This window comes from Cellulomonas sp. P1_G12_2 (assembly GCF_056405535.1).
Genome location: NZ_JBFUBX010000001.1, coordinates 1642876 through 1663541, shown reverse-complemented (window position 1 = coordinate 1663541; position 20666 = coordinate 1642876). Strand labels below are relative to the sequence as shown.

Here is a 20666-nt window from a genome sequence, read left to right as displayed (position 1 = left end):
GTGACCGACGAGACCCTGACCACCACCCGACCACCCGCGGACGCGGACGGCGGGACCGGCGCCCGCGACCGCCTGGCCGTCCGGCTGCTGCTGACCTCGACGTTCGTCGTCATCCTCAACGAGACGGTGATGGGCGTCGCGCTGCCCCGCCTGATGGAGGACCTGAACATCCCCGCGAGCACCGCACAGTGGGTCACCACCGCGTTCATGCTCACCATGGCGATCGTCATCCCGGTGACCGGGTTCGTGATCCAGCGGTTCACCACCCGGACCACGTTCCTCGCCGCGATGACCCTGTTCAGCCTGGGCACCGCGATCTGCGCGCTCGCCCCCGGGTTCGACGCGCTCATCGTCGGACGCGTGGTGCAGGCCAGCGGCACCGCGATCATGCTCCCGCTGCTCATGACCACCGTCATGACCGTGACGCCGCCGGCCAGCCGCGGCCGCACGATGGGCAACATCTCCATCGTCATCTCCGTGGCGCCCGCGATCGGCCCCACCATCTCCGGGCTCGTGCTCAGCGTGCTCGACTGGCGGTGGCTGTTCGCCCTCGTCCTGCCGATCGCGCTCGGCTCGCTCGCGCTCGGCGCCGTGCAGCTGCCCAACCTCACGGAGACCCGCCGTGCACGGGTGGACATCGCCTCGGTGATCTTGTCGGCCGTGGCGTTCGGCGGGATCGTGTACGGGCTGAGCGGGCTCGGTGCCGCCGCGACCACGGGCATCACCACCACCACCTGGGTCTCGCTCGGCTCCGGTGTCGTCGCGCTCGTGGTCTTCGTCTGGCGCCAGCTGCAGCTGCAGAAGATCGACGACGCCCTGCTGGACCTGCGGACGTTCTCCTCGTCCACGTTCACCGTCTCGGTCGGCGTGATGGCGATCAGCATGATGTCGCTGTTCGGCACCCTGATCCTGGTGCCGCTGTACGCCCAGACCGTCCTCGGCCTCGAGGCGCTGCAGACCGGGCTCCTGCTGCTGCCGGGTGGCCTGATCATGGGCCTGCTGGCGCCGAGCGTGGGTCGCGCCTACGACCGGTACGGCCCACGGCCGCTGCTGGTCCCCGGTGCGGTCGTGGTGAGCGCGAGCGCGTGGGGGTTCACGCTCCTGACCGCGACGAGCTCCCCGTGGCTGATGCTCGCCTGCCACGTGCTGCTCAGCGCGGGACTGGCCCTGATGTTCACGCCCCTGTTCACCTCCGCCCTGGGCTCGCTGCCGATGCACCTGTACTCGCACGGCAGCGCGATGGTCGGCACGGTGCAGCAGGTGGCGGGGGCGGCCGGGACGGCCCTGTTCGTCACCGTGCTGACCGCGCAGAGCGCGACCCTGGCGGCCGGCGGGGCCGGTGTGGTGGACGCGACCGCGGGGGGTATCCACGCGGCGTTCCTGGTCGGCGCGGCCATCTCGCTGGTCGCCATCCCGGCGGCGTTCTTCGTCCGCGCGGCCCCGTCGCCCCACGGGGTCGAGGCGGACGACACGGCGGAGGTCCTGACGCACTGACTACGCTGGGGACCCACCCCCGGCACAGCACCCCAGGAGGACGTCCATGAGCTACCCGGTGATCGAGCGTCGCGAGGACGACGGGTCGGGCACGCCCGGTCGCATGCTCAGCGTCGTCTTCCCCGCCCTGCTGTTCCTGCTGGGCCTGGCCCTGTTCGCCGTCGCGTTCAACGTCGGGGACTGGGGTGCCTGGGCGTTCGCCGGGGGCATCCTGTCCATCACGCTCGCGTTCGCGATCCCCACGACGATCCTGCCGGCCCTCGAGGACCGCTAAGGGGCCGAGCGCCGGCGCCACCTGCGCGCCGGCCGGGCGGGCTCCACGGGCGGGGACGGCTGGGGCGGCGGCCTCCGTCGTGCGTGCCACTGCCGCACCTCGAGCTCCACGTCGCGCAGCGGCGTGACGACGGGCGGGCCGCCCATCAGCTGACGTCGCGCGGAGACGATCCGGGCGTTGAACTCCTCCAGCGCCCCGCGCACGTCGGCCTCGTCGTGCAGGCGGTCCAGCCGCTCCTGCAGTCCCGCGTCGTCCTTGCGCAGCTGGATCGCCTCGGGCAGGACACCGGAGATCTGCTCGCGCTCGATGAGCGCCTTGAGCCACCAGTCGGGGTCGTGCTGGGTGCCGATGCCGGGGATCGGCTTGCCCGCCAGGGGCAGGTCGTCGAACTCCCCGCGCGCGATGGCCTGGTCGATCACGACATCCACCCACAGGTGCCGGTTCTCCATCCGGCCGGGCGGCTGTCCGGGCTCGACCTCGTCGGGCGCCCGATCCCTGTCGACGCGGTACCGGGCCGCGTCACGCACGGGGTCGTGCTCAGGCATCGTCACCTCCGGGGGCTCGTCGGCTCCACGCTACGACGACCGAGGCGGAGTCGTCAGCGGGGCAGCCGCAGCTCCGCGCGCAGACCGCCGAGAGCGGCGTCGCCCAGCACCACGTCGCCGCCCTGCTCCCGCGCGATCTCCCGGGCGATCGCCAGCCCGAGCCCGCTCCCACCGGCATCCCGCTCCCGCGCCTCGTCGAGCCGCACGAACCGCTCGAACACCCGCTCGCGGTCGCCCGGCGCCACCCCTGCGCCGTCGTCGTCGACCCGCACGCTGCCGTCGGCCACCACCACCTCGACCCGGTCGACCGCGTGCCGGAGGGCGTTGTCGACCAGGTTCCGCAGCACCCGCCCGACGGCGGCCGCGTCGCCGCGCGCCTGCCCGGACCCGGTGACCGTGACCGCCACCGACCCGCCCGGTCGCACCACGTCGCGGGCGACGGCACCGAGGTCGAGCTCGTCGTGCACCAGCGGCGACGAGCCCACGCGCGCGAGCAGGAGCAGGTCGTCGACGAGCGCCTGCATCCGGAGCACCTCGACCTCGAGGTCCCTGGCCAGCTCGTCGGTCCCGTAGGAGCCGGGGTGCGCCCGGGCGACCTCGATGGTGGTGCGCAGGGAAGCGAGCGGGGAGCGCAGCTCGTGGGCGGCGTCGGCGACGAACGCCCGCTGCCGGGCGGCCCCGGCCTCGAGGCGGTCGAGCATCGAGTTGAGCGTGCGGGCCAGCGCGCCCAGCTCGTCGTCGCGCGCGGGCACAGGGAGCGAGCCGGGACCGCCCGACGAGGCCACCAAAGCAGCCCCGCGCCGGAGCTCCTCCACCGGCCGCAACGCCCGCCCGAGGATGAGCCAGACGCCGACCCCCAGCGCGAGCGTGAGCAGCGGCACGACGACCACGAGCGCGAGCCGCAGCGCGTCCAGCACGCCCTGCACCTCGGTCAGCGGCACGGTGGCGACGACGGTGACGGGCTCGCCGCGGTACGTCGTCGGGCTCACCGCGACCCGAGCGACGTCGTACGCGGTCTGCTGCGTGCTCGTGGCATCCAGGCCCGCCAGGACGTCCACGGGCAGCACCGGCAGCGTCCGGCTCGCGTTCGGCGAGGTGGCGAGCACGGCACCGTCGGCGTCGATCAGCTGCACGATCTCGCCGGGCTCCTCCACGGGCAGGGTCTCGGGGAGCCGGTCGTCGGCGGCGAGCGCCGCCACCGTGGCCGCGCGGTTCTGCACCACCTGGTCGAGGGCGTCGACGCGCGTGCTGCGCAGCACGGTGGTGAGCGCGATCGCCCCGACGACGAGAGCCACGCAGACCGCCCCGGAGGCGAGCAGGGTCAGCCGGAGGCGCAGCGAGGCGCCGCGACGCACACCGTCCGCCACGGTCAGCCCGCCACGCGGTACCCGGCGCCGCGGACCGTCTCGACCACGTCCCGACCCAGCTTCCGGCGCAGGTACCCGACGTAGACCTCGACGACGTTCACGTCCTCGCCGGTGCCGTCCCAGACGTGGTCACGCAGCTCGACCTTGCCCACCACCCGGTCGGCGTGGTGCATGAGGTACTCGAGCAGCGCGATCTCGCGGGTGGTCAGCGGGACGGTCTCGCCGCCGCGGGTCACGCGCCGCGTCGCCGGGTCCAGGGCGAGGTCGCCGACCGTGAGCACGGGCGGTCGCACGGTCCCCTGCCGGCGCAGCAGGGCGCGCAGCCGGGCCACCAGGACGACGAACGCGAACGGTTTGGTCAGATAGTCGTCGGCCCCTACGTCCAGGCCGTCGGCCACGTCGTACTCGCCGTCCTTGGCGCTGAGCATGAGGACCGGGGTCCACACGTCGCGCGCCCGCAGCTCGGTGACCACGTCGTACCCGTTGCGCCGCGGGAGCATCACGTCGAGCACGATCGCGTCGTACCCGTCCTCGGAGGCCAGCTCGAGCCCGCGCTCCCCGTCGTAGGCGACGTCGACGGCGAAGCCCTCGGCGGTCAGGCCCCGGTGCAGGGCGCGCACGAGCCCGCGCTCGTCGTCGACCACGAGAACCCGCATGTCCTGAGCATCGCACTCGCAGCCGACGCGGGTGCCCACGCACTCTCAGCATGCCCTCAGCAGGCACGATGCACAGTGGAGCCATGAACGAGTCCCGTCGCACCGATGCTGTTCCCACCCGCCGCGCCCTGTCATCCCGAGCCCGCTGGGCCGTGCCCGTCGTCGCCGCCGTCGCGGTCGGTATGGCGTTCGTCGCGCCGCCGCTGTTCGCGTCCGCCGGCGATGACGGCCTGCCGACGATCACCCCCGAGGAGCTGGCCGCGCAGGTGGCGAGCGCCGAGCCGTCGCCGCTGTCCGGCACGGTCGTGTACACCGCGCGGCTGGGGCTGCCGGAGATCCCGTTCGGCGCGGTCGCCGGCGCCGACCCGATCAACCTGCTCGGCGGCAGCTCGACCATGCGGGTGTGGTCGGACGGCGACCAGCGGTCCCGCGTGGCGCTGCTCGGTCCCACGTCGGAGTACTCCGTGGTGCAGGACGGGCCGGAGGCGTGGACGTACTCGAGCACCGACGACGCGGTCGTGCACTACAGCCTGAGCGCGGCGGACGAGGCACGGTTCGAGGCGCTCCAGGAGCAGGCCGAGGCCGGGGAGCTGCCCGTGCAGAGCGACCTGCCGACGCCCGAGGAGGCCGGTCGCCAGGCGGTCGGGCTGGCACGGATGTCCTCGACGGTGACGCTGGACTCGCAGACCGAGGTCGCGGGACGCGCCGCCTACCAGCTGGTCGTGACGCCGACGAGCGACACGACCCTGGTGGGGAGGATCGTGGTGGCCGTGGACGCCGAGACCTCGACCCCGCTGCGGGTGCAGGTGTGGAGCAAGAGCGACACCGAGACGCCCGCGCTCGAGATCGGGTTCACCGACGTGTCGTTCGCGACGCCCGCCGACTCGGTCCTCGCGTTCTCGGCTCCGGCCGGGTCGTCGACCCGCGACGTCGTCGTGCCGCTGCCCGAACCGCCGGCGGAGGCGGCCACGGCCCGCGAGGACAAGGAGCTGCCCGAGGGTGTGACCATCACCGGCACCGGCTGGGACACCGTCGTGCAGGCCTCGGGCCTCGACGTCGCCGCCCTGGTGGCCGGTGACCCCGCGGCTGCCGCCAACCTGCCCGGCGTCGACAAGACGTTCGGCTCGAAGGGTGCCGCGGACCTGTACGCCGAGTTCGTGCCCGAGGAGGGCTCAGGCTCCCCGATGGGCCACCTCGACACGACCGCGCTGTACGACACCCTGACGAAGCCGGTGCCCGAGGGTCGGCTCCTGTCCTCCGCGCTGCTGTCCGTGCTGATCACCGACGACGGCCGCGTGCTGGCCGGCGCGGTGCCCGGCGCGACGCTCCAGGCCCTGGCGGCCCAGTGACCGAACGGCCGACCGGAGCCGCGCCCTCGGGTGCGGCTCCGGTCGCGTCCGAGGACGCCGACCTGGCCATCCGGACCGACGGGCTGACCAAGCGGTTCCGCTCCGGGCAGGTGGCCGTCGACGGCATCGACCTGCGCGTCCCCCGCGGCGCGGTGTACGGGTTCATCGGACCCAACGGCTCGGGCAAGACGACGACGATCCGGATGCTCCTGGGCCTGGTGCGGCCGACCAGCGGGCGCGCGCACCTGCTCGGCGGCGCGATGCCCGAGGCGGGCGCGGACGTGCTGCCGCGGGTGGGCGCGCTCGTCGAGGGACCGGCGTTCCACCCCTACCTGACCGGCCGGGCGAACCTCGGGCGGCTCGACGCCAGCGACGCGACGGCCGACCCGCGCACGGCCCGGCAGCGTGCCGACGAGGCGCTGGAGCGCGTCGGGCTCGCCGCCGCGGCAGCCAAGCCCTACCGGCAGTACTCGCTCGGCATGAAGCAGCGCCTGGGCCTGGCCGCGGCACTGCTGCGACCGCGCGAGCTGCTGGTGCTCGACGAGCCGACCAACGGCCTCGACCCGCAGGGCACCCGCGAGGTGCGGAACCTGGTGCGCGAGCTCGCCGACCACGGCACCACCGTGCTGGTCTCGTCGCACCTGCTGGCCGAGATCGAGCAGGTGTGCTCGCACATCGGGATCATGAGCGGCGGGCACCTGCTCCTGCAGGGCGACCGCGCCGAGCTCACCGGGCGCGGCCTGCCACGCCTGTCCCTGCAGACGTCGGCCGACCACGTCGGCGCCGCCGCGGAGGTGCTCACCGGGCTGGGTCTCACGGACGTCCAGACGACCGGCCAGACCGTGTCCGCGCTGCTCGGGGCGGTGCCGCCCGAGAAGGTGTCCGCCGCGCTTGTCCACGCGGGCGTCGACCTGCTGGGTCTCGAGGTCCGCCGACCGAACCTCGAGCAGATCTTCGTCGAGCTGACCGGGGAGGGCTTCGATGTCGCTCGTTGAGGTCGCACCCCGTCGGGGCTCCCTGCTACGGCTCGTCCGCAGCGAGCTGCGCCTCGTGCTCGGCCGGCGGCGGAACATCGTCCTGCTGGTCGGGCTCTCGCTGGTGCCCCTCCTGCTGGGCACCGTCCTGTTCCTCACCCAGGACACCGCGCTGGACGGCCAGGGTCCGGGCTTCGTCGGGCGGGTGACCGGCAACGGCCTGTTCCTCGTCATCGCGTCGTTGTTCGTGTGCCTGCCGTTCCTGCTGCCGCTGACCATCGGGATCGCGTCCGGCGACGCCATCGCCGGCGAGGCCTCGGCCGGCACCCTGCGCTACCTCCTCACCGTGCCGGTGGCGCGCGGACGGCTGCTCGCGGTCAAGGCCGTCGGCGCCCTCGCGTTCGCGGCCTCGGCGGTGACGGCCATCGCGGTGGTCGGCGTGGTGGCCGGGGCGGCCTACTTCGGGCTGCGCGGCATCACGCTGCTGTCCGGGACCACGGTTCCGCTCGGCGACGGCATCCTGCGCGTGGCCGCGGTCGTGGTCTACGTCGGGCTGTCCATGACCGGGCTGGTGGCGGTCGGGCTGTTCTTCTCGACGCTCACCGAGGTACCGGTCGGCGCGATGGCGGCCACCGTGGTCACCGCGATCGTCTGCGGTGTCCTCGACCAGCTCCCGCAGCTCGCGACGATCGCGCCCGCCCTGCTCACGCACCACTGGCTCGACTTCGCGGAGTTCCTGCGGCTGGAGCCCGACTGGGGAGTGCTGGGTCAGGGGCTCGCTCTGCAGGCCGCGTGGGTCGCGATCTTCGGGGCGCTGGCGTGGAGCCGGTTCACCACCGCGGACGTGTCGAGCTGACGTAGTGTCCCGCCATGGGGCGACGGGGCGACGTGCAAGAGGTCGAGCTGCACGACTCGGCCGTGCCGGACGACGAGCTGCCGACCGACCTCCGCGGATCACGCCGGCGGGTGTGGCTGGTGGGCGTCGTCGCGGTGGTCGCCCTGGCGCTGGGCGTGACGCAGTGGGTCATGACCGCCCGCGAGAACGCCGCAGTCGCGCGGCTGGCGCAGGTACCGGGAGTGCTCGGGCCGGTGGACGGGACGCTGCAGGTGGTCCAGGCACTGACCCCCGAGCGCACCGCCACGCTGACCGGAGAGGCGTACGGTGCCCTCCTCCGTGCCGAGGACGGCGCACAGAGCTACCAGTGGTTCGAGCCGGCCGACGAGGGGCCGGGGTGGACGACGCCGCTGCTCGACGCGCCGGCCGGACTCGAGGACCCGTCGCAGGCGTACTTCGGCAGCACCTGCGCGACGGATGAGGCGTCGGGCACCGGGGCCGGCGACGCCGACCACGTGGTGTGCCTGGTCACGGACAGCGCCTACGTCATGTCGAGCACGGGCCAGAGCGGCGAGGCGCTGGAGACGACGACCACAGACATCGTGGTCCTCGACGCCGCCGACGGGTCGGTGCTCGCTCGGTGGCCGCTGCGGGACGGGTACGGCGTCGTTGTGCTCCCCGGGCCGGTCGCGGTCGTGGATGCGCCGAGCGACGACGGGCAGGTCGTCACGGGCTACGACCCCCTGTCCGGGCGCGCACTGTGGACGCACGAGGCCGCCTCGACGACCCGCCCGACGTCGGAGATGTTCCGCCTGGGTGACCTGGTCGCGCTCACCGACGCGAGCGGAGAGCTCACGCTGCTGTCCTCGGACGGCGCGGTCGTCCGCAGCGGCATCGCCGTACCCGGCGAGGCGAGCCAGGGCCGAGGATGGAACAGCGACCCCCGCCGGGGCACGGTGACCCTGTTCGCCCAGGCGTCGGACGGCACGTCGCAGTCGGTCGTCGTCAGCGGCGCCGACCCGGCCACCGACCTGGAGGTCGACGGGATGCCGCTCGAGGTCGGTGTCGACGACGGGAGCGTGCCCGGGCTGCTGCTGACCGGCGACAACGCGGTGCACGCCTACGACGCCAGCACGGGCGCCGCGAGGTGGACCACTGACGTGCGGTCCATGACGAATGCGCTGGTCGTGCGCGGTCGGGTGTACGTCACCACGGACCGCGAGGTGGTCGCGATCGACGGACGGTCCGGGCGCGAGCTCTGGCGCAGCGACGAGCTGGTCGGGCTCACGTCGTCGAACCTGCTCACGGACGGCGAGCACATCCTCGTGCCAGCCGAACGCACGGGCGCGAGCGGCGTCCCCGCCCTCATCGCCTACGACCCGGCGAGCGGCGCCGAGGTGTTCCGGGCGCCGTACCCGGAGGGCGTGATCGAGGTGGGCGCGCTCGGCCGGACGCTGGTCGGTCGGGACGCCGCGAGCGACGAGCAGGTCGAGCTCGGCTGATCCCGTCCGCTGACGGCAGAAGGCCCACGGCCGCGGCCGACGAGGATCGCGGGCTAGCGTGGCAGCAGCACCCCGCCGCACCCCGGAGGACGCGATGACGCCGCACGTGACGCACCTCGAGCACCGGCCCGAGCCCTTGCTCCGCCGGCTCGTCGGCGCCATCCTGCGCGAGCAGCGCGAGGAGCAGGGCCGGACGCTGCGCGACGTCGCGCAGGACGCCCGCGTGTCCGTCGCCTATCTCTCCGAGGTCGAGCGCGGCCGCAAGGAGGCGTCGTCGGAGGTGCTCGCCGCCGTCTGCCGCGCGCTCGGACTGCGACTGGTCGACCTCGTCGGCACCGCGCACGCGCAGCTCGCGCGGGCGGAGGGCCGCGTGGTCGTGGACCTCACCGCACCCGCTGCCGTCGAACGGGCCGGCGCCGGGCGCGAGCTCGCCAGCATCACCACGCTGACGGCCCGCGCCGACGCCGCCGCACCGGTCGGCCGTGCCGGCGACGCGGTCCTGCTCGCCGCCTGACGCATCAGGCGATCGGCGGCACCTCCTTGAGCGTGGTCACCACCCGGTCCGCCAGGCCGTAGTCGACCGCCTGCTGCGCGGTGAGGATCAGGTCGCGCTCGGTGTCGGTGCGGAGCTTGGCCAGCGGTTGGCCCGTGTGCCGGTGCAGGATCTCGTCCACCTGCTCGCGCAGCCGCCCGATCTCCCGGGCCTGGATCTCCAGGTCGGCCGCGGTCCCCTCTCCCCCGCCCGACGGCTGGTGCAGCAGGACCCGCGCGTGCTCCAGGACGTGCCGGTTGCCGGGGGTGCCCGCCGCCAGGAGCACGGCCGCGGCCGACGCGGCCTGTCCGAGGCAGAAGGTGGCCACGGTCGGCTTGATGTACTGGATCGTGTCGTAGACGGCCAGCAGCGCGGTGATCGAGCCGCCCGGCGAGTTGATGTACAGGTGGATGGGCGAGTCCTGGCTCTCCGACTGCAGGTGCAGCAGCTGCGCGATCACCACGTTGGCCACGCCGTCGTCGATCTCGGTGCCGAGGAAGATGATCCGGTCCGTGAGCAGCCGCGAGTAGACGTCCGACGCACGCTCGCCGGTCGGCCGCTGCTCGATGACCACCGGGATCGTGTACTGCCCGGCCATCACAGGCCCGCCCGTCGCAACGACGCGTCCGGCCGCACGTCGTCCAGGTGCTCGACCACGCGGTCGATGAACCCGTACGCCAGCGCCTCCTCGGCCGTGAACCAGCGGTCGCGGTCGGCGTCGCGCTCGATCGTCTCGACGGTCTGGCCGGTGTGCTCGGCGGTGAGCGACTGCATGGTGCGCTTCACGTGGGCCATGTTCTGCGCCTGGATCGCGATGTCGATCGCGGTGCCGCCGATGCCCCCGGACGGCTGGTGCATGAGCACACGCGAGTGCCGCAGCGCGTACCGCTTGCCCGGCGTCCCGGCACTGAGCAGGAACTGGGCCGCGCTCGCCGCCAGCCCCATCGCGAGCGTCGACACGTCGTTCGGGATGAGCCGCATGGTGTCGTACATCGCGAGCGCCGCACTCACCGAGCCGCCCGGCGAGTTGATGTAGAGGGCGATGTCCCGGCGCGGGTCCTCGGCGGACAGGAGGAGCAGCTGGGCGCAGACGCGGTTGGCGATGGTGTCGTCGACCTCCTGACCCAGCACGACGATGCGCTGGTGCAGCAGGCGGGTGGACAGGTCGTCGTCGAACGGGCGGACGGTGGGTGGGGCGGTGCTCATGGGGGCCTCCTCGTCGGATGCTGACCACTCGACCGTCACACGCGCCGACGGGCCACGGGTCCCGGGTCTGCCGTCGGCAGATCCGCCGACGGCAGACGTGCTACTTGCCAATCTGGAAAGTTCGACCCATACTTTCCACCATGGAAAGTAACCCGGAGCGCCCCGACCCCGACGACGCACGCGCAGACCTGGCGGTGGCCGACGAAGCGCGCCGGCGGCTGACCGCGGGCCTCCGACTGCCCACCGGCTTCCTCGTGGTGTTCGCCGGTGCGGTGGCGGTCCAGCTCGGCACCGCCGCCTACGGGATCGCCGCGCAGACGGTGGCCGGGCTCGCCGTCGTGCTGGCCGGGCTGGCGGTCTTCCTGGGGGTGGCCGCGCTCCTGCTGCACCGGTTCAGCCGGCTCAACGGGGTCCGGGTCGACGGTCTCGCCAGCCAGATCGTCCTCGCGGCCGGCGCCAGCGCCTCCCTGGTCTACCTCGGCGCGCTCGCCGCCGGGATCTGGGCCGCCTTCACGTCGCAGTGGTGGCTCGTCGCGCTGGCGTCCGTGGCCGGAGGAGTCGGCTGCGCGCTGGGCACCCGCCACTGGTGGCGGACCTACCGCCACGATCCGGCCGCCCACGAGCGTGGTGCCTCTCCGCGGGTGCTCGCGGCGCTCGCCGTGGTCGCGTGCCTGGGCTTCGCGGTGCTGCTGGTCGTCGGCTGATGGTCGGACTCGATCCGCTGATCCACGCCCCGACGCGGCTGCAGCTCGTCGCGACGTTGTCCGGGGTGTCCGAGGCCGAGTTCGCGACGTTGCGCGACGTCCTCGACGTCAGCGACTCGGTGCTCTCCAAGCACGTCTCGACGCTGGTCGAGGCCGGCTACCTGCACAGCCGCAAGGGCGTCCACGCGGGACGACGGACGACGTGGGTGGGGCTGACCGACGTCGGCCGGCAGGCCCTGCGAGACCATGTCGCGGCGGTGCGGCGGCTGATCGACGCGGTGGAGTGACCTAGCCTCGACGAGTGCCCGGTACCCGCCTCGAGCTGCGGTCCGACTGCGCCCGCTGCGTCGGCCTGTGCTGCGTCGCGCTGCCGTTCGCCCGGTCGTCGGACTTCGCGTTCGACAAGCCCGCCGCCGAACCGTGCAGGCACCTGCAGACCGACTTCCGGTGCGGGGTCCACGCCACCCTGCGGGATCGCGGCATGGCCGGGTGCACGGCGTACGAGTGCTTCGGTGCCGGCCAGCACGTCACGCAGGGGACGTTCGGTGGGCGGACCTGGCGCGACGACCCGGAGCTGGCGCGCGAGATGTTCGCGGTCTTCCCGGTCGTGCGGCACCTGCACGAGCTGCTCGCGTACCTCGCGGAGGCCCTCGCGATCCCCGAGGCAGCGGCCGTGCACCTGGACCTGGCACGCGCCCGCGACGAGATCGCAGCGGACGCGGACGGCGACCCTGCGCGGCTGGCGGAGGTCGACGTCGCAGCCCGCCGCCGTCAGGTGGGTCCGCTGCTGGGACGCGCGAGCGAGCTGGCCCGCGCCGGTCGACCCGGACCACGACACCGGGACGCGGACCTCGTCGGCGCCCGGCTCGGCGGCGCCGACCTGCGTGGAGCCGATCTGCGTGGCGCCTACCTGCTCGGCGCCGACCTGCGCGGTGCCGACCTGCGGCGCGCCGACCTCCTGGGCGCGGACCTGCGGGGCGCGGACCTCGCCGGCGCGAACCTGACCGACGCACTGTTCGTGACGCCTCCGCAGGTGGCCTCCGCCCGCGGCGACCGCGCCACCCTGCTCCCGTCCGGCCTGGTGGCACCCGCGCACTGGTGACCGCGGGTTTCATCCCGACGGGATGATGCTCCGCCGCGCCGCACGGTGCCACGCTCGGGACGAGCCGACGCGCCACCCGCACGCGTCCACCGGACCCGCACCGTCGAGGGATGGGAGCACGGGTGTCCGACCTCGACCTGGCGCGCCTGCAGTTCGCGTCGACGAGCATCTACCACTTCCTCTTCGTCCCGGTCACCATCGGCCTGGGCTTCCTGGTCGCCGTGCTGCACACGATGTGGTTCCGGTCCGGCAACCCCGACCACAAGCGGCTGACGAGGTTCTTCGGCACGCTGCTGCTGATCAACGTGGCCGTCGGCGTGGTGACGGGGCTGATCCAGGAGTTCCAGTTCGGGATGAACTGGTCGGCGTACTCGCGGTACGTCGGGGACGTGTTCGGGGCGCCGCTGGCGATGGAGGGGCTCGCCGCGTTCTTCCTCGAGTCGACGTTCATCGGGCTCTGGGTGTTCGGCTGGAACGTGCTCCCCCGGCGGGTTCACCTGCTGACCGTGTGGCTCGTCGCCGCCGGCGCCGCGGGGTCGGCCGCCTTCATCATGGCCGCGAACTCGTGGATGCAGAACCCGGTCGGCTACACCGTCGACCAGGCCACCGGGCGGCCCGAGCTGTCCGACATCGGCGCCGTGATGACCAACCCCGTCTTCCTGTGGGGATACGCGCACGTGCTGACCGCGTCGCTGGTCACGGGGTCGGTGCTCATGCTGGCGGTGTCGGCGTGGTACCTGCGCCGCGGCCGGCACACCGAGCTGTTCACGCGCTCGGCGAAGGTGTCGCTCGCCGTGCTGCTCCCGTCGATCCTGCTGGCGCTCGGTGTCGGCAGCCACCTCGGGGTCATCGAGGCGACGTACCAGCCGATGAAGATCGCCGCGGCCGAGGCGCAGTGGACCACGTGCCAGCCGTGCTCGTTCTCGGCGTTCCAGATCGGCGGCGGCAACAACGACCAGGACCCGTCGAAGATCATCGAGATCCCCCACCTGCTCTCGATCCTCGCCACCGGGACGTGGGACGGCGAGGTCCAGGGGATGGACGAGCTGAATGCGCAGTACCAGGAGCAGTACGGGCCCGGGGACTACGTGCCCAACGTCTTCGTGCAGTACTGGTCGATGCGCGTGATGGCGTACCTCGGCTCGCTCGCCGCGCTCGTCGCCCTCTGGGGCGTGTGGCTGGTCTGGCGCCGCCGGCTGCCGACGGCGCGCGTGTTCCTGTTCGTGGCGACGTGGGCCGTCGCCGCGCCGTTCCTCATGAACACGGCCGGCTGGATGCTCACCGAGAACGGCCGCCAGCCCTGGATCGTGCAGGGCCTCATGAAGACCTCCGACGGTGCCTCCCCGTCCGTCAGCGCCACCGAGCTGCTGGTCAGCCTCGTCGTGTTCTACGCCGCCTTCGTCGTGCTCGGTGCCGTCAACGTCTTCCTCATGCTCCGGTACGCGCGTCGCGGCCTGGAGCTCGAGGAGCCCGAGGACAGCGACGACGACGGCCGGCCCCGCGTCCCGGCCCTGACGTTCTGAGGAGGTGTCCCGATGACCCTGCCGACGCTGTGGTTCGTCATCGTCGCGTTCCTCTGGACCGGCTTCTTCGTGCTGGAGGGGTTCGACTTCGGCGTGGGCATGCTGCACAAGGCGGTGGGGCGCACCGACACCGAGGAGCGCGTCGCGATCAACTCCATCGGCCCCTTCTGGGACGGCAACGAGGTCTGGCTGATCGTCGGCGCCGCCGCGATCTTCGCCGCCTTCCCCAGCTGGTACGCCACGTGGTTCTCCGCGATGTACCTGCCGCTGGTGCTCCTGCTCGTGGCGCTCATCGGCCGGGGCGTCTCGTTCGAGTTCCGAGGGCGGATGGAGGCGACCCGCTGGCGGCAGACCTGGTCGTGGAGCCTGACGATCGGCAGCGCCCTGTGCCCTCTCCTCCTCGGCGTCGCACTCGGCAACCTCCTCGCCGGCCTGCCGGTCGACTCCTCCGAGGAGTTCACCGGCACGGTCGCCGACTCCGTCACGGGCTACGGCCTGCTCGTCGGGCTCACCCTCACCGCCCTGTGCGTGCTGCACGGCGCCACGTTCCTCGCTCTGCGGACCGAGGGTCCGGTGCGCCACCGCGCGCACCGCGCCGCCGCCGTCGCCCACGTCCCGGCGGCCGTGCTGCTGGTCGGACTCGCCGTCTGGACACCGTCCGTGTCCGACGCCCCCGCGCTGCGCGGTGTCCTGCCGCCCGCGCTCGCCGTGGTGGCGGTGCTCGCCGCGGGTGCCCTGCTGCGGGCGCACCGCGAGGGCTGGGCGTTCACGGCGACGGCGCTCGGGATCGCGCTGACCGTCGTGACGATCTTCGCCAACCTCTACCCGAACGTCCTGGTGTCCAGCTCCGCGGCGGCCGACAGCCTCACCGTCACGAGCACGGCGTCCGGGCCGTACGCGCTCAGGGTCATGACGATCGTCGCGCTGGTCCTCGTCCCCGTGGTGCTGCTGTACCAGGGCTGGACGTACGTCGTCTTCCGTCGCCGGGTCGTCGGCCCCGCGACGGCCGCACCACCGGACCCGAGCACGGGCCCGTCCGCACCTCTCGACGAAGGAGCACGCGCATGAGCCTGCACGGGAAAGTGGCGGTGGTCACGGGCGGTAACAGCGGCATCGGCAAGGCGGTCGTCCTGGCGCTCGCGGAGGCGGGGGCGAACATCGTCATCGACTTCGTCGCCCACCCCGAGGCCACCGAGGAGCTGGAGAAGCAGGTGCACGCCCTCGGCGACCAGGCCATCGGGGTGGACGCGGACGTCAGCAAGGTCGCGGACCTGGAGATGCTCGTCGCGCGCACGGTGGAGGCGTTCGGTCGCCTCGACATCATGGTGAACAACGCGGGCATCGAGACGCGCACGTCGGTCCTCGACACCACCGAGGAGCAGTACCAGCGCGTCATGGACATCAACCTCAAGAGCGCGTTCTTCGGCACCCAGATCGCCGCCAAGCAGATGATCAAGCAGGGCACGGGCGGCCGGATCATCAACATGACGTCGGTGCACGAGGACTGGCCCATGCCCGGGAACACCGCCTACTGCCTGTCCAAGGGCGGGATGCGGATGCTGACCCGGACCGCGGGCGTCGAGCTCGGGCCGCAGGGGGTGCAGGTGGTCGGCGTCGGGCCCGGCGCGGTCGCCACCCCGATCAACACGTCGACCATGAACGACCCCGAGAAGATGAAGACGCTCGACGCCGCCATCCCGCTCGGCCGGATGGCCGAGCCCGAGGAGATCGCCAGCCTCGTCGCCTTCCTGGCGGGCGACGGCGCGACGTACCTCACGGCCACGACGATCTTCGCCGACGGCGGCATCATGCACAGCAGCCCGGGTCTGTGAGGCGGACGAGATGACCGAGCACTACGACGTCGTCATCATCGGGTCGGGCGCGGGAGGCGGGACCCTCGCGCACCGCCTGGCCCCCTCGGGCAAGAAGATCCTCCTTCTCGAACGGGGCGACTGGCTGCCGCGCGAGCTGGCCAACTGGGACGCGACCGAGGTGTTCGTCAAGAACCGGTACGTCTCCAAGGACACCTGGTACGACCACCAGGGCCGGGCGTTCCAGCCGCAGGTGCACTACAACGTGGGCGGCGCGACCAAGTTCTACGGCGCCGCGCTCTACCGGCTGCGCGAGCGGGACTTCGGGGAGCTGCAGCACCACGGCGGTATCTCGCCGGCGTGGACGGTCGGGTACGACGAGTTCGAGCCGTACTACACGCAGGCCGAGGACCTGTACCAGGTGCACGGCGCGCGCGGCGAGGACCCCACCGAACCGCCGTCGAGCGGCCCGTACCCGTTCCCCCCGGTGTCGCACGAGCCGCGCATCCAGCGCCTCTTCGACGACATGGCGAAGATCGGCCTGCACCCGTTCCACTCCCCCTCGGGCATCATGCTTGACGAGGCGAACCCGGCCTACAGCCCCTGCATCCGCACCGCCACGTGCGACGGGTTCGCGTGCCTGCTGCACGCCAAGTCCGACGCGGAGGTCATCGCGGTGCGGCCCGCCGTGGAGCACCCGAACGTCACGCTGGTCCGCAACGCCGAGGTGCGCCGGCTGGAGACCGACGACTCCGGGCGCACGGTGACCTCGGTGGTCGCCCACGTCGACGGCGTCGAGCAGCGGTTCTCCGGCGATGTCGTCGTGGTCTCGGCCGGTGCCGCCAACTCGGCGAAGCTCCTCCTGGCCAGCGCCAACGACCGGCACCCGAACGGTCTGGCCAACGGGTCCGACCACGTGGGCCGCCACTACATGTTCCACAACAGCCGGGCGTTCCTGGCGATCTCCATCGAGCGCAACGACACCCGGTTCCAGAAGACCCTCGGCGTCAACGACTACTACTTCGGCGACGAGCACTTCGCGTTCCCCATGGGCAACGTGCAGATGGTCGGCAAGTCGTCCGCGCCGATGTACCGCGGCGAGAAGCCCATCGCGAAGCTTGCGCCGCTGTTCGCCCTCGAGGAGGTCGCGGAGCACGCGGTCGACTTCTGGCTGTCGGCCGAGGACCTGCCCGACCCCGACAACCGCGTGACCCTGGGCAACCACGGGGACATCGTGCTGACGTACACCCCGAACAACCGGCAGCCCCTCGACGAGCTGTACAGCCGGGTCAAGCACAACCTCGGGCACCTCGGCATGCACCCGCACCACCTCGTCCCCCGGGACCTGTACATGAAGAACGACATCCCGGTCGCAGGCTGCGCGCACCAGGCCGGCACGGTCCGGTTCGGCGACGACCCGGCGACGTCGGTGCTCGACCGCGACTGCAGGACGCACGAGGTGGACAACCTCTACGTCGTCGACACCAGCTTCTTCCCGAGCATCGGCGCGGTGAACCCCGCGCTCACGGCCATGGCGAACGCCCTGCGGGTCGGCGACCACCTGCTCGCCCGGCTCGCCTGAGGACAACCCACCAGGAGGACACCGTGGACTCGAACAGCCCGGAATCGCCGTTCCCGCCGATCGCCCAGTACGCCTTCCTCTCGGACTGCCACACGGGCGCCCTCGTCGCACCGGACGGGTCGGTCGACTGGTTGTGCGCCCCCCGGTTCGACAGCCAGAGCGTGTTCGGCAGCCTGCTCGACCGCGGCGCCGGCTACTTCCGGTTCGCGCCGTACGGGATCAACGTGCCGACGTCCCGTGCGTACGACCCCGGCACCAACGTGCTCGTCACCACGTGGCACACGCCGTCCGGGTGGGTGGAGGTCCGCGACGCGCTCACCATGGCCCGGCGCGAGGGTCCCGACGAGACGACGCCGCACACGCGCCCGCCCTCCGACGACGACGCCGAGCACCTGCTGGTGCGGACCGCGACGTGCCTCGAGGGGTCCGTGCGCATCGAGCTCGTGTGCGACCCGGCGTTCGACTACGGCCGGACGCGGTCGCCGTGGTCGCTCGACGCGGTGGGCGGCCACACGGCGGACATCAGCGGGAACGGGCTGTCGCTGCGCCTGCACACCGATCTCGCCCTGGGTGTCGAGGGCGACGCGCTCCGCGGCCGGCACGAGCTCGCCGCGGGCGAGACGGTGTTCTGCGCGCTGTCGTGGGGCGCCTCGCTCGACGGCCCCGCCGACTCGGACGACGCGGTGGCAAGGATCGCGGCGACCCGCGACTTCTGGCGGCGCTGGCTGGGCCGGGCGCTCATGCCCGACCACCGCCTGCGGCCCTACGTCGAACGCTCCGCGCTGGTGATCAAAGGGCTGACCTTCATGCCGACCGGCGCCACGGTGGCCGCCCTGACGACCTCGCTGCCCGAGACCCCCGGCGGCGAGCGCAACTGGGACTACCGGTTCACCTGGATGCGGGACTCGACGTTCACGCTCCAGGCGCTGCACTACCTGCGGCTCGACTGGGAGGCCGACGAGTTCATGCAGTTCGTCGCGGACGTCGAGCCCAACGAGGACGGCGCGCTGCAGATCATGTACGGCATCGACGGCCGGCGCGACCTCACCGAGACTACCCGCGACGAGCTCACCGGGTACCAGGGCGCGCGCCCCGTCCGCCTCGGCAACGGCGCCTTCGACCAGAAGCAGAACGACGTCTTCGGCTCCGTGCTGGACTCGATCCTGCTGCACACCCGGCGCAGCGAACGGCTGCCCGCGCGGCTGTGGCCGATCGTCAAGGCCCAGGCGCAGTGCGCCGCAGCGATCTGGCAGCAGCCCGACCAGGGCATCTGGGAGGCGCGCGGCAAGCCGCAGCACTACGTGTCGTCGAAGATCATGTGCTGGGTCGCCATGGACCGTGCGGCCCAGCTGGCAGGCATCCGCGGCGAGCCGGACCTGGAGGCGTCCTGGTCCGCCACCGCGGCCGAGATCAAGGCCGACATCCTCTCCCACGGCGTGAGCGACCGCGGGGTCCTGCGGCAGCACTACGACACGGACGCGCTCGACGCCTCGACCCTGCTGGCGGCGCACTTCGGCCTGCTGCCCGGCACCGACGAGCGCCTGCACGCGAGCGTCCTCGCCATCGCCGACGAGCTCTCCGAGAACGGGTTCGTCCTGCGCTACAAGACCGACGAGACCGACGACGGGATGTCCGGCAAGGAGGGCACGTTCGTCATCTGCTCGTTCTGGCTGGTCTCGGCCCTCATGGTGGTCGGCGAGAGGCAGCGCGCTCTCGACCTCATGGAGCGCCTGCTCCGGATCGCCTCCCCGTTCGGGCTGTACGCCGAGGAGTTCGAGGTGGACGCCGCGCGGCACCTGGGCAACATCCCGCAGGCGTTCTCGCACCTCGCCCTCATCGAGGCCGCCGCGCGGATCATCCTGGCGGAGCGCGTCCAGGAGATGTCGCTGTGACGGACGTCCTGGTCCTCGGGGGCGGCCTGGCCGGCGTGGCGGCGGCGCAGGTCCTCGGCGAGGCGGGCGTGCACACCACGCTCGTCGACCGCACCGACTACCACCAGTTCCAGCCCCTGCTCTACCAGGTGGCCACGTCGCAGCTGCCGGCCGAGGACGTCGCCCGGCCGCTGCGCGCGATCTTCGCGGACGTGCCGAGCGTCGACGTCGTGGTCCAGGGGGTCGCGTCCGCCTCGCTCGCGGACCGCACGCTCGTCCTCGACGACGGCCGGTCCATGTCCGCCGATCACGTGGTGTTCGCCGCCGGCGCCCGCCCGAACTTCTTCGGCATCCCCGGCGCACGCGAGCACGCCTTCCCGCTCTACTCGGTGGCTGATGCCGAGCGGCTGCGCCGGCACCACCGCGCTCTGGTCGTCGACGAGTCCGCCCACGGGACCTTCGGACCGCACGCGCGCGACGTCGTGGTGGTCGGCGGGGGCCCGACCGGCGTCGAGGTCTCGGGCGCCCTCGCCGAGCTGGTGAAGGCGCTGCAGGTCCAGGGCCGCGTTCCCGACGACGTCCAGGTGCACCTGGTCGACCGGGGGAAGGCGGTGCTGGGCCAGTTCTCCTCGCGCGCGCAGACGTACGCGCACCGGCACCTGACCGAGGACGGCGTCGACCTGCGGCTGGGCGTCGGCGTGAAGGAGGTCCACGCGGACAGGGTCGACCTCGACGACGGGACGAGCCTGCCGACGCGGACCGTCATCTGGGCGGGCGGCGAGTCGGCCTCGGCCATCGCGCAGGACGCGGGGCCCAGCACCGGCCGCGGCGGCAGGATCGACGTCCGGTCGGACCTGGGCGTCGAGGGCTTCGCCGGGGTGTGGGCCGTCGGCGACGTGGCGAACATCCCCTCGGGACCGCAGGCCGGGGAGGCGACGCTCCCCCAGCTCGGGTCGGTCGCGCAGCAGTCCGGCCGCTGGGCCGCGCAGAACATCCTGCGCTCCGAGCAGGGCGACGACGTGGCGCCGTTCCACTACAAGGACAAGGGCATCATGGCGATGATCGGCCGCAACGCCGCCGTCGCCGAGGTCGGTGCGCACCGCCACGAGGTGGACGGTCCGCTCGCGTTCGCCGCCTGGCTCGGGGTCCACGCGATGCTGCTCAGCGGCGTGCACAGCCGCACCGACGCGTTCCTCAGCTGGGCGTGGGACTACTTCGACCGCGACCATGCCGCGACCGTCGAGTCGCACGACTCGCCGCGCCGGATCGCGTGGGGCGACGACACCGACGACGTCCCGCACATCGACCTGGCTGCCCCCACGCCGGACTGACCGGGAGC

21 protein-coding genes are annotated in these 20666 nt (G+C 72.7%); 16 read left to right on the top strand and 5 right to left on the bottom strand.

From position 1 onward, the window contains the following. Entirely contained in the window at positions 1–1494 is a 1494-nt protein-coding gene (locus AC1DXT_RS07860) for an MDR family MFS transporter (protein ID WP_477060765.1), read from the top strand. Positions 1495–1540: 46 nt separating this feature from the next. Then, entirely contained in the window at positions 1541–1768 is a 228-nt protein-coding gene (locus AC1DXT_RS07855; protein ID WP_477060764.1) for a hypothetical protein, read from the top strand. Here the strand turns inward: AC1DXT_RS07855 and AC1DXT_RS07850 are convergent. The 3 genes from AC1DXT_RS07850 to AC1DXT_RS07840 are packed head-to-tail and all read right to left on the bottom strand — an operon-like array spanning position 1765 to position 4336. After that, positions 1765–2313: a DnaJ family domain-containing protein gene (locus tag AC1DXT_RS07850; RefSeq protein ID WP_477060763.1), complete on the bottom strand. Its 549-nt coding sequence runs from the start codon at positions 2311–2313 to the stop codon at positions 1765–1767. The two genes, AC1DXT_RS07855 and AC1DXT_RS07850, sit on opposite strands and share 4 nt — an antisense overlap. A gap of 53 nt (positions 2314–2366) precedes the next feature. Then, positions 2367–3680: an ATP-binding protein gene (locus AC1DXT_RS07845; RefSeq protein WP_477060762.1), complete on the bottom strand. Its 1314-nt coding sequence runs from the start codon at positions 3678–3680 to the stop codon at positions 2367–2369. 2 nt (positions 3681–3682) lie between these two features. Continuing rightward, a complete protein-coding gene (locus tag AC1DXT_RS07840; RefSeq protein WP_421740192.1) occupies positions 3683–4336 on the bottom strand; it encodes a response regulator transcription factor in 654 nt (217 codons plus the stop codon). An 83-nt stretch (positions 4337–4419) separates the two neighbouring features. Here AC1DXT_RS07840 and AC1DXT_RS07835 point away from each other — a divergent pair, with 83 nt between their 5' ends. The 5 genes from AC1DXT_RS07835 to AC1DXT_RS07815 are packed head-to-tail and all read left to right on the top strand — an operon-like array spanning position 4420 to position 9510. After that, the gene (locus AC1DXT_RS07835; RefSeq protein ID WP_477060761.1) at positions 4420–5685 is read left to right on the top strand and encodes a LolA family protein; all 1266 of its coding nucleotides are present in this window, start codon (positions 4420–4422) and stop codon (positions 5683–5685) included. Next, positions 5682–6680, top strand: coding sequence for an ABC transporter ATP-binding protein (locus AC1DXT_RS07830; RefSeq protein ID WP_477060760.1), 999 nt, complete (start codon positions 5682–5684; stop codon positions 6678–6680). The genes AC1DXT_RS07835 and AC1DXT_RS07830 overlap by 4 nt, the downstream gene beginning before the upstream one ends. Then, positions 6667–7515 (top strand): ABC transporter permease, encoded by an 849-nt coding sequence (locus AC1DXT_RS07825; protein WP_477060759.1) that lies wholly within the window; start codon positions 6667–6669, stop codon positions 7513–7515. Before AC1DXT_RS07830 ends, AC1DXT_RS07825 begins: the two co-directional genes overlap by 14 nt. Positions 7516–7529: 14 nt before the next feature. Then, the gene (locus AC1DXT_RS07820) at positions 7530–8996 is read left to right on the top strand and encodes an outer membrane protein assembly factor BamB family protein (protein WP_477060758.1); all 1467 of its coding nucleotides are present in this window, start codon (positions 7530–7532) and stop codon (positions 8994–8996) included. A gap of 58 nt (positions 8997–9054) precedes the next feature. Then, entirely contained in the window at positions 9055–9510 is a 456-nt protein-coding gene (locus AC1DXT_RS07815; RefSeq protein WP_477060757.1) for a helix-turn-helix domain-containing protein, read from the top strand. 4 nt (positions 9511–9514) lie between these two features. Here the strand turns inward: AC1DXT_RS07815 and AC1DXT_RS07810 are convergent, their stop codons facing one another. Further along, positions 9515–10126, bottom strand: a complete 612-nt coding sequence (locus AC1DXT_RS07810; protein ID WP_477060756.1) for a ClpP family protease — start codon at positions 10124–10126, stop codon at positions 9515–9517. After that, entirely contained in the window at positions 10126–10734 is a 609-nt protein-coding gene (locus AC1DXT_RS07805) for a ClpP family protease (RefSeq protein ID WP_477060755.1), read from the bottom strand. Before AC1DXT_RS07805 ends, AC1DXT_RS07810 begins: the two co-directional genes overlap by 1 nt. Positions 10735–10874: 140 nt before the next feature. On the opposite strand from AC1DXT_RS07805, the gene AC1DXT_RS07800 reads away from it, so the two are divergent. From AC1DXT_RS07800 to AC1DXT_RS07760, 9 genes are all read left to right on the top strand, one after another. Then, the gene (locus AC1DXT_RS07800) at positions 10875–11438 is read left to right on the top strand and encodes a hypothetical protein (protein ID WP_477060754.1); all 564 of its coding nucleotides are present in this window, start codon (positions 10875–10877) and stop codon (positions 11436–11438) included. Continuing rightward, positions 11438–11725 carry a transcriptional regulator gene (locus AC1DXT_RS07795; protein WP_477060753.1) on the top strand — a complete coding sequence of 96 codons (288 nt, stop codon included), beginning with the start codon at positions 11438–11440 and terminating at the stop codon, positions 11723–11725. Before AC1DXT_RS07800 ends, AC1DXT_RS07795 begins: the two co-directional genes overlap by 1 nt. A 14-nt stretch (positions 11726–11739) precedes the next feature. Then, positions 11740–12540 carry a pentapeptide repeat-containing protein gene (locus AC1DXT_RS07790; protein ID WP_477060752.1) on the top strand — a complete coding sequence of 267 codons (801 nt, stop codon included), beginning with the start codon at positions 11740–11742 and terminating at the stop codon, positions 12538–12540. Positions 12541–12650: 110 nt separating this feature from the next. Continuing rightward, on the top strand, positions 12651–14063 hold the full coding sequence (locus tag AC1DXT_RS07785) for a cytochrome ubiquinol oxidase subunit I (protein WP_477060751.1): 1413 nt from the start codon (positions 12651–12653) through the stop codon (positions 14061–14063). A gap of 12 nt (positions 14064–14075) precedes the next feature. Continuing rightward, the gene (gene cydB, locus AC1DXT_RS07780; RefSeq protein WP_477060750.1) at positions 14076–15131 is read left to right on the top strand and encodes a cytochrome d ubiquinol oxidase subunit II; all 1056 of its coding nucleotides are present in this window, start codon (positions 14076–14078) and stop codon (positions 15129–15131) included. Further along, the gene (locus AC1DXT_RS07775) at positions 15128–15895 is read left to right on the top strand and encodes a glucose 1-dehydrogenase (protein WP_477060749.1); all 768 of its coding nucleotides are present in this window, start codon (positions 15128–15130) and stop codon (positions 15893–15895) included. Before cydB ends, AC1DXT_RS07775 begins: the two co-directional genes overlap by 4 nt. Before the next feature lie 10 nt (positions 15896–15905). Beyond that, on the top strand, positions 15906–17456 hold the full coding sequence (locus AC1DXT_RS07770; protein WP_477060748.1) for a GMC family oxidoreductase: 1551 nt from the start codon (positions 15906–15908) through the stop codon (positions 17454–17456). A gap of 23 nt (positions 17457–17479) precedes the next feature. Next, positions 17480–19348: a glycoside hydrolase family 15 protein gene (locus AC1DXT_RS07765; RefSeq protein WP_477060747.1), complete on the top strand. Its 1869-nt coding sequence runs from the start codon at positions 17480–17482 to the stop codon at positions 19346–19348. Continuing rightward, positions 19345–20658: an NAD(P)/FAD-dependent oxidoreductase gene (locus AC1DXT_RS07760; protein WP_477060746.1), complete on the top strand. Its 1314-nt coding sequence runs from the start codon at positions 19345–19347 to the stop codon at positions 20656–20658. The genes AC1DXT_RS07765 and AC1DXT_RS07760 overlap by 4 nt, the downstream gene beginning before the upstream one ends. The last annotated feature ends 8 nt before the right edge of the window (positions 20659–20666 follow it).

Bases quoted from the DNA above. Each gene is read 5' to 3' on its own strand.
- AC1DXT_RS07825 (WP_477060759.1), top strand. From the start codon at position 6,667: ATGTCGCTCGTTGAGGTCGCACCCCGTCGGGGCTCCCTGCTACGGCTC.
- AC1DXT_RS07840 (WP_421740192.1), bottom strand. From the start codon at position 4,336: ATGCGGGTTCTCGTGGTCGACGACGAGCGCGGGCTCGTGCGCGCCCTG.
- AC1DXT_RS07785 (WP_477060751.1), top strand. From the start codon at position 12,651: ATGGGAGCACGGGTGTCCGACCTCGACCTGGCGCGCCTGCAGTTCGCG.
- AC1DXT_RS07850 (WP_477060763.1), bottom strand. From the start codon at position 2,313: ATGCCTGAGCACGACCCCGTGCGTGACGCGGCCCGGTACCGCGTCGAC.
- AC1DXT_RS07805 (WP_477060755.1), bottom strand. From the start codon at position 10,734: ATGAGCACCGCCCCACCCACCGTCCGCCCGTTCGACGACGACCTGTCC.
- cydB (WP_477060750.1), top strand. From the start codon at position 14,076: ATGACCCTGCCGACGCTGTGGTTCGTCATCGTCGCGTTCCTCTGGACC.
- AC1DXT_RS07820 (WP_477060758.1), top strand. From the start codon at position 7,530: ATGGGGCGACGGGGCGACGTGCAAGAGGTCGAGCTGCACGACTCGGCC.
- AC1DXT_RS07770 (WP_477060748.1), top strand. From the start codon at position 15,906: ATGACCGAGCACTACGACGTCGTCATCATCGGGTCGGGCGCGGGAGGC.
- AC1DXT_RS07800 (WP_477060754.1), top strand. From the start codon at position 10,875: ATGGAAAGTAACCCGGAGCGCCCCGACCCCGACGACGCACGCGCAGAC.
- AC1DXT_RS07835 (WP_477060761.1), top strand. From the start codon at position 4,420: ATGAACGAGTCCCGTCGCACCGATGCTGTTCCCACCCGCCGCGCCCTG.
- AC1DXT_RS07795 (WP_477060753.1), top strand. From the start codon at position 11,438: ATGGTCGGACTCGATCCGCTGATCCACGCCCCGACGCGGCTGCAGCTC.
- AC1DXT_RS07775 (WP_477060749.1), top strand. From the start codon at position 15,128: ATGAGCCTGCACGGGAAAGTGGCGGTGGTCACGGGCGGTAACAGCGGC.
- AC1DXT_RS07810 (WP_477060756.1), bottom strand. From the start codon at position 10,126: ATGGCCGGGCAGTACACGATCCCGGTGGTCATCGAGCAGCGGCCGACC.
- AC1DXT_RS07855 (WP_477060764.1), top strand. From the start codon at position 1,541: ATGAGCTACCCGGTGATCGAGCGTCGCGAGGACGACGGGTCGGGCACG.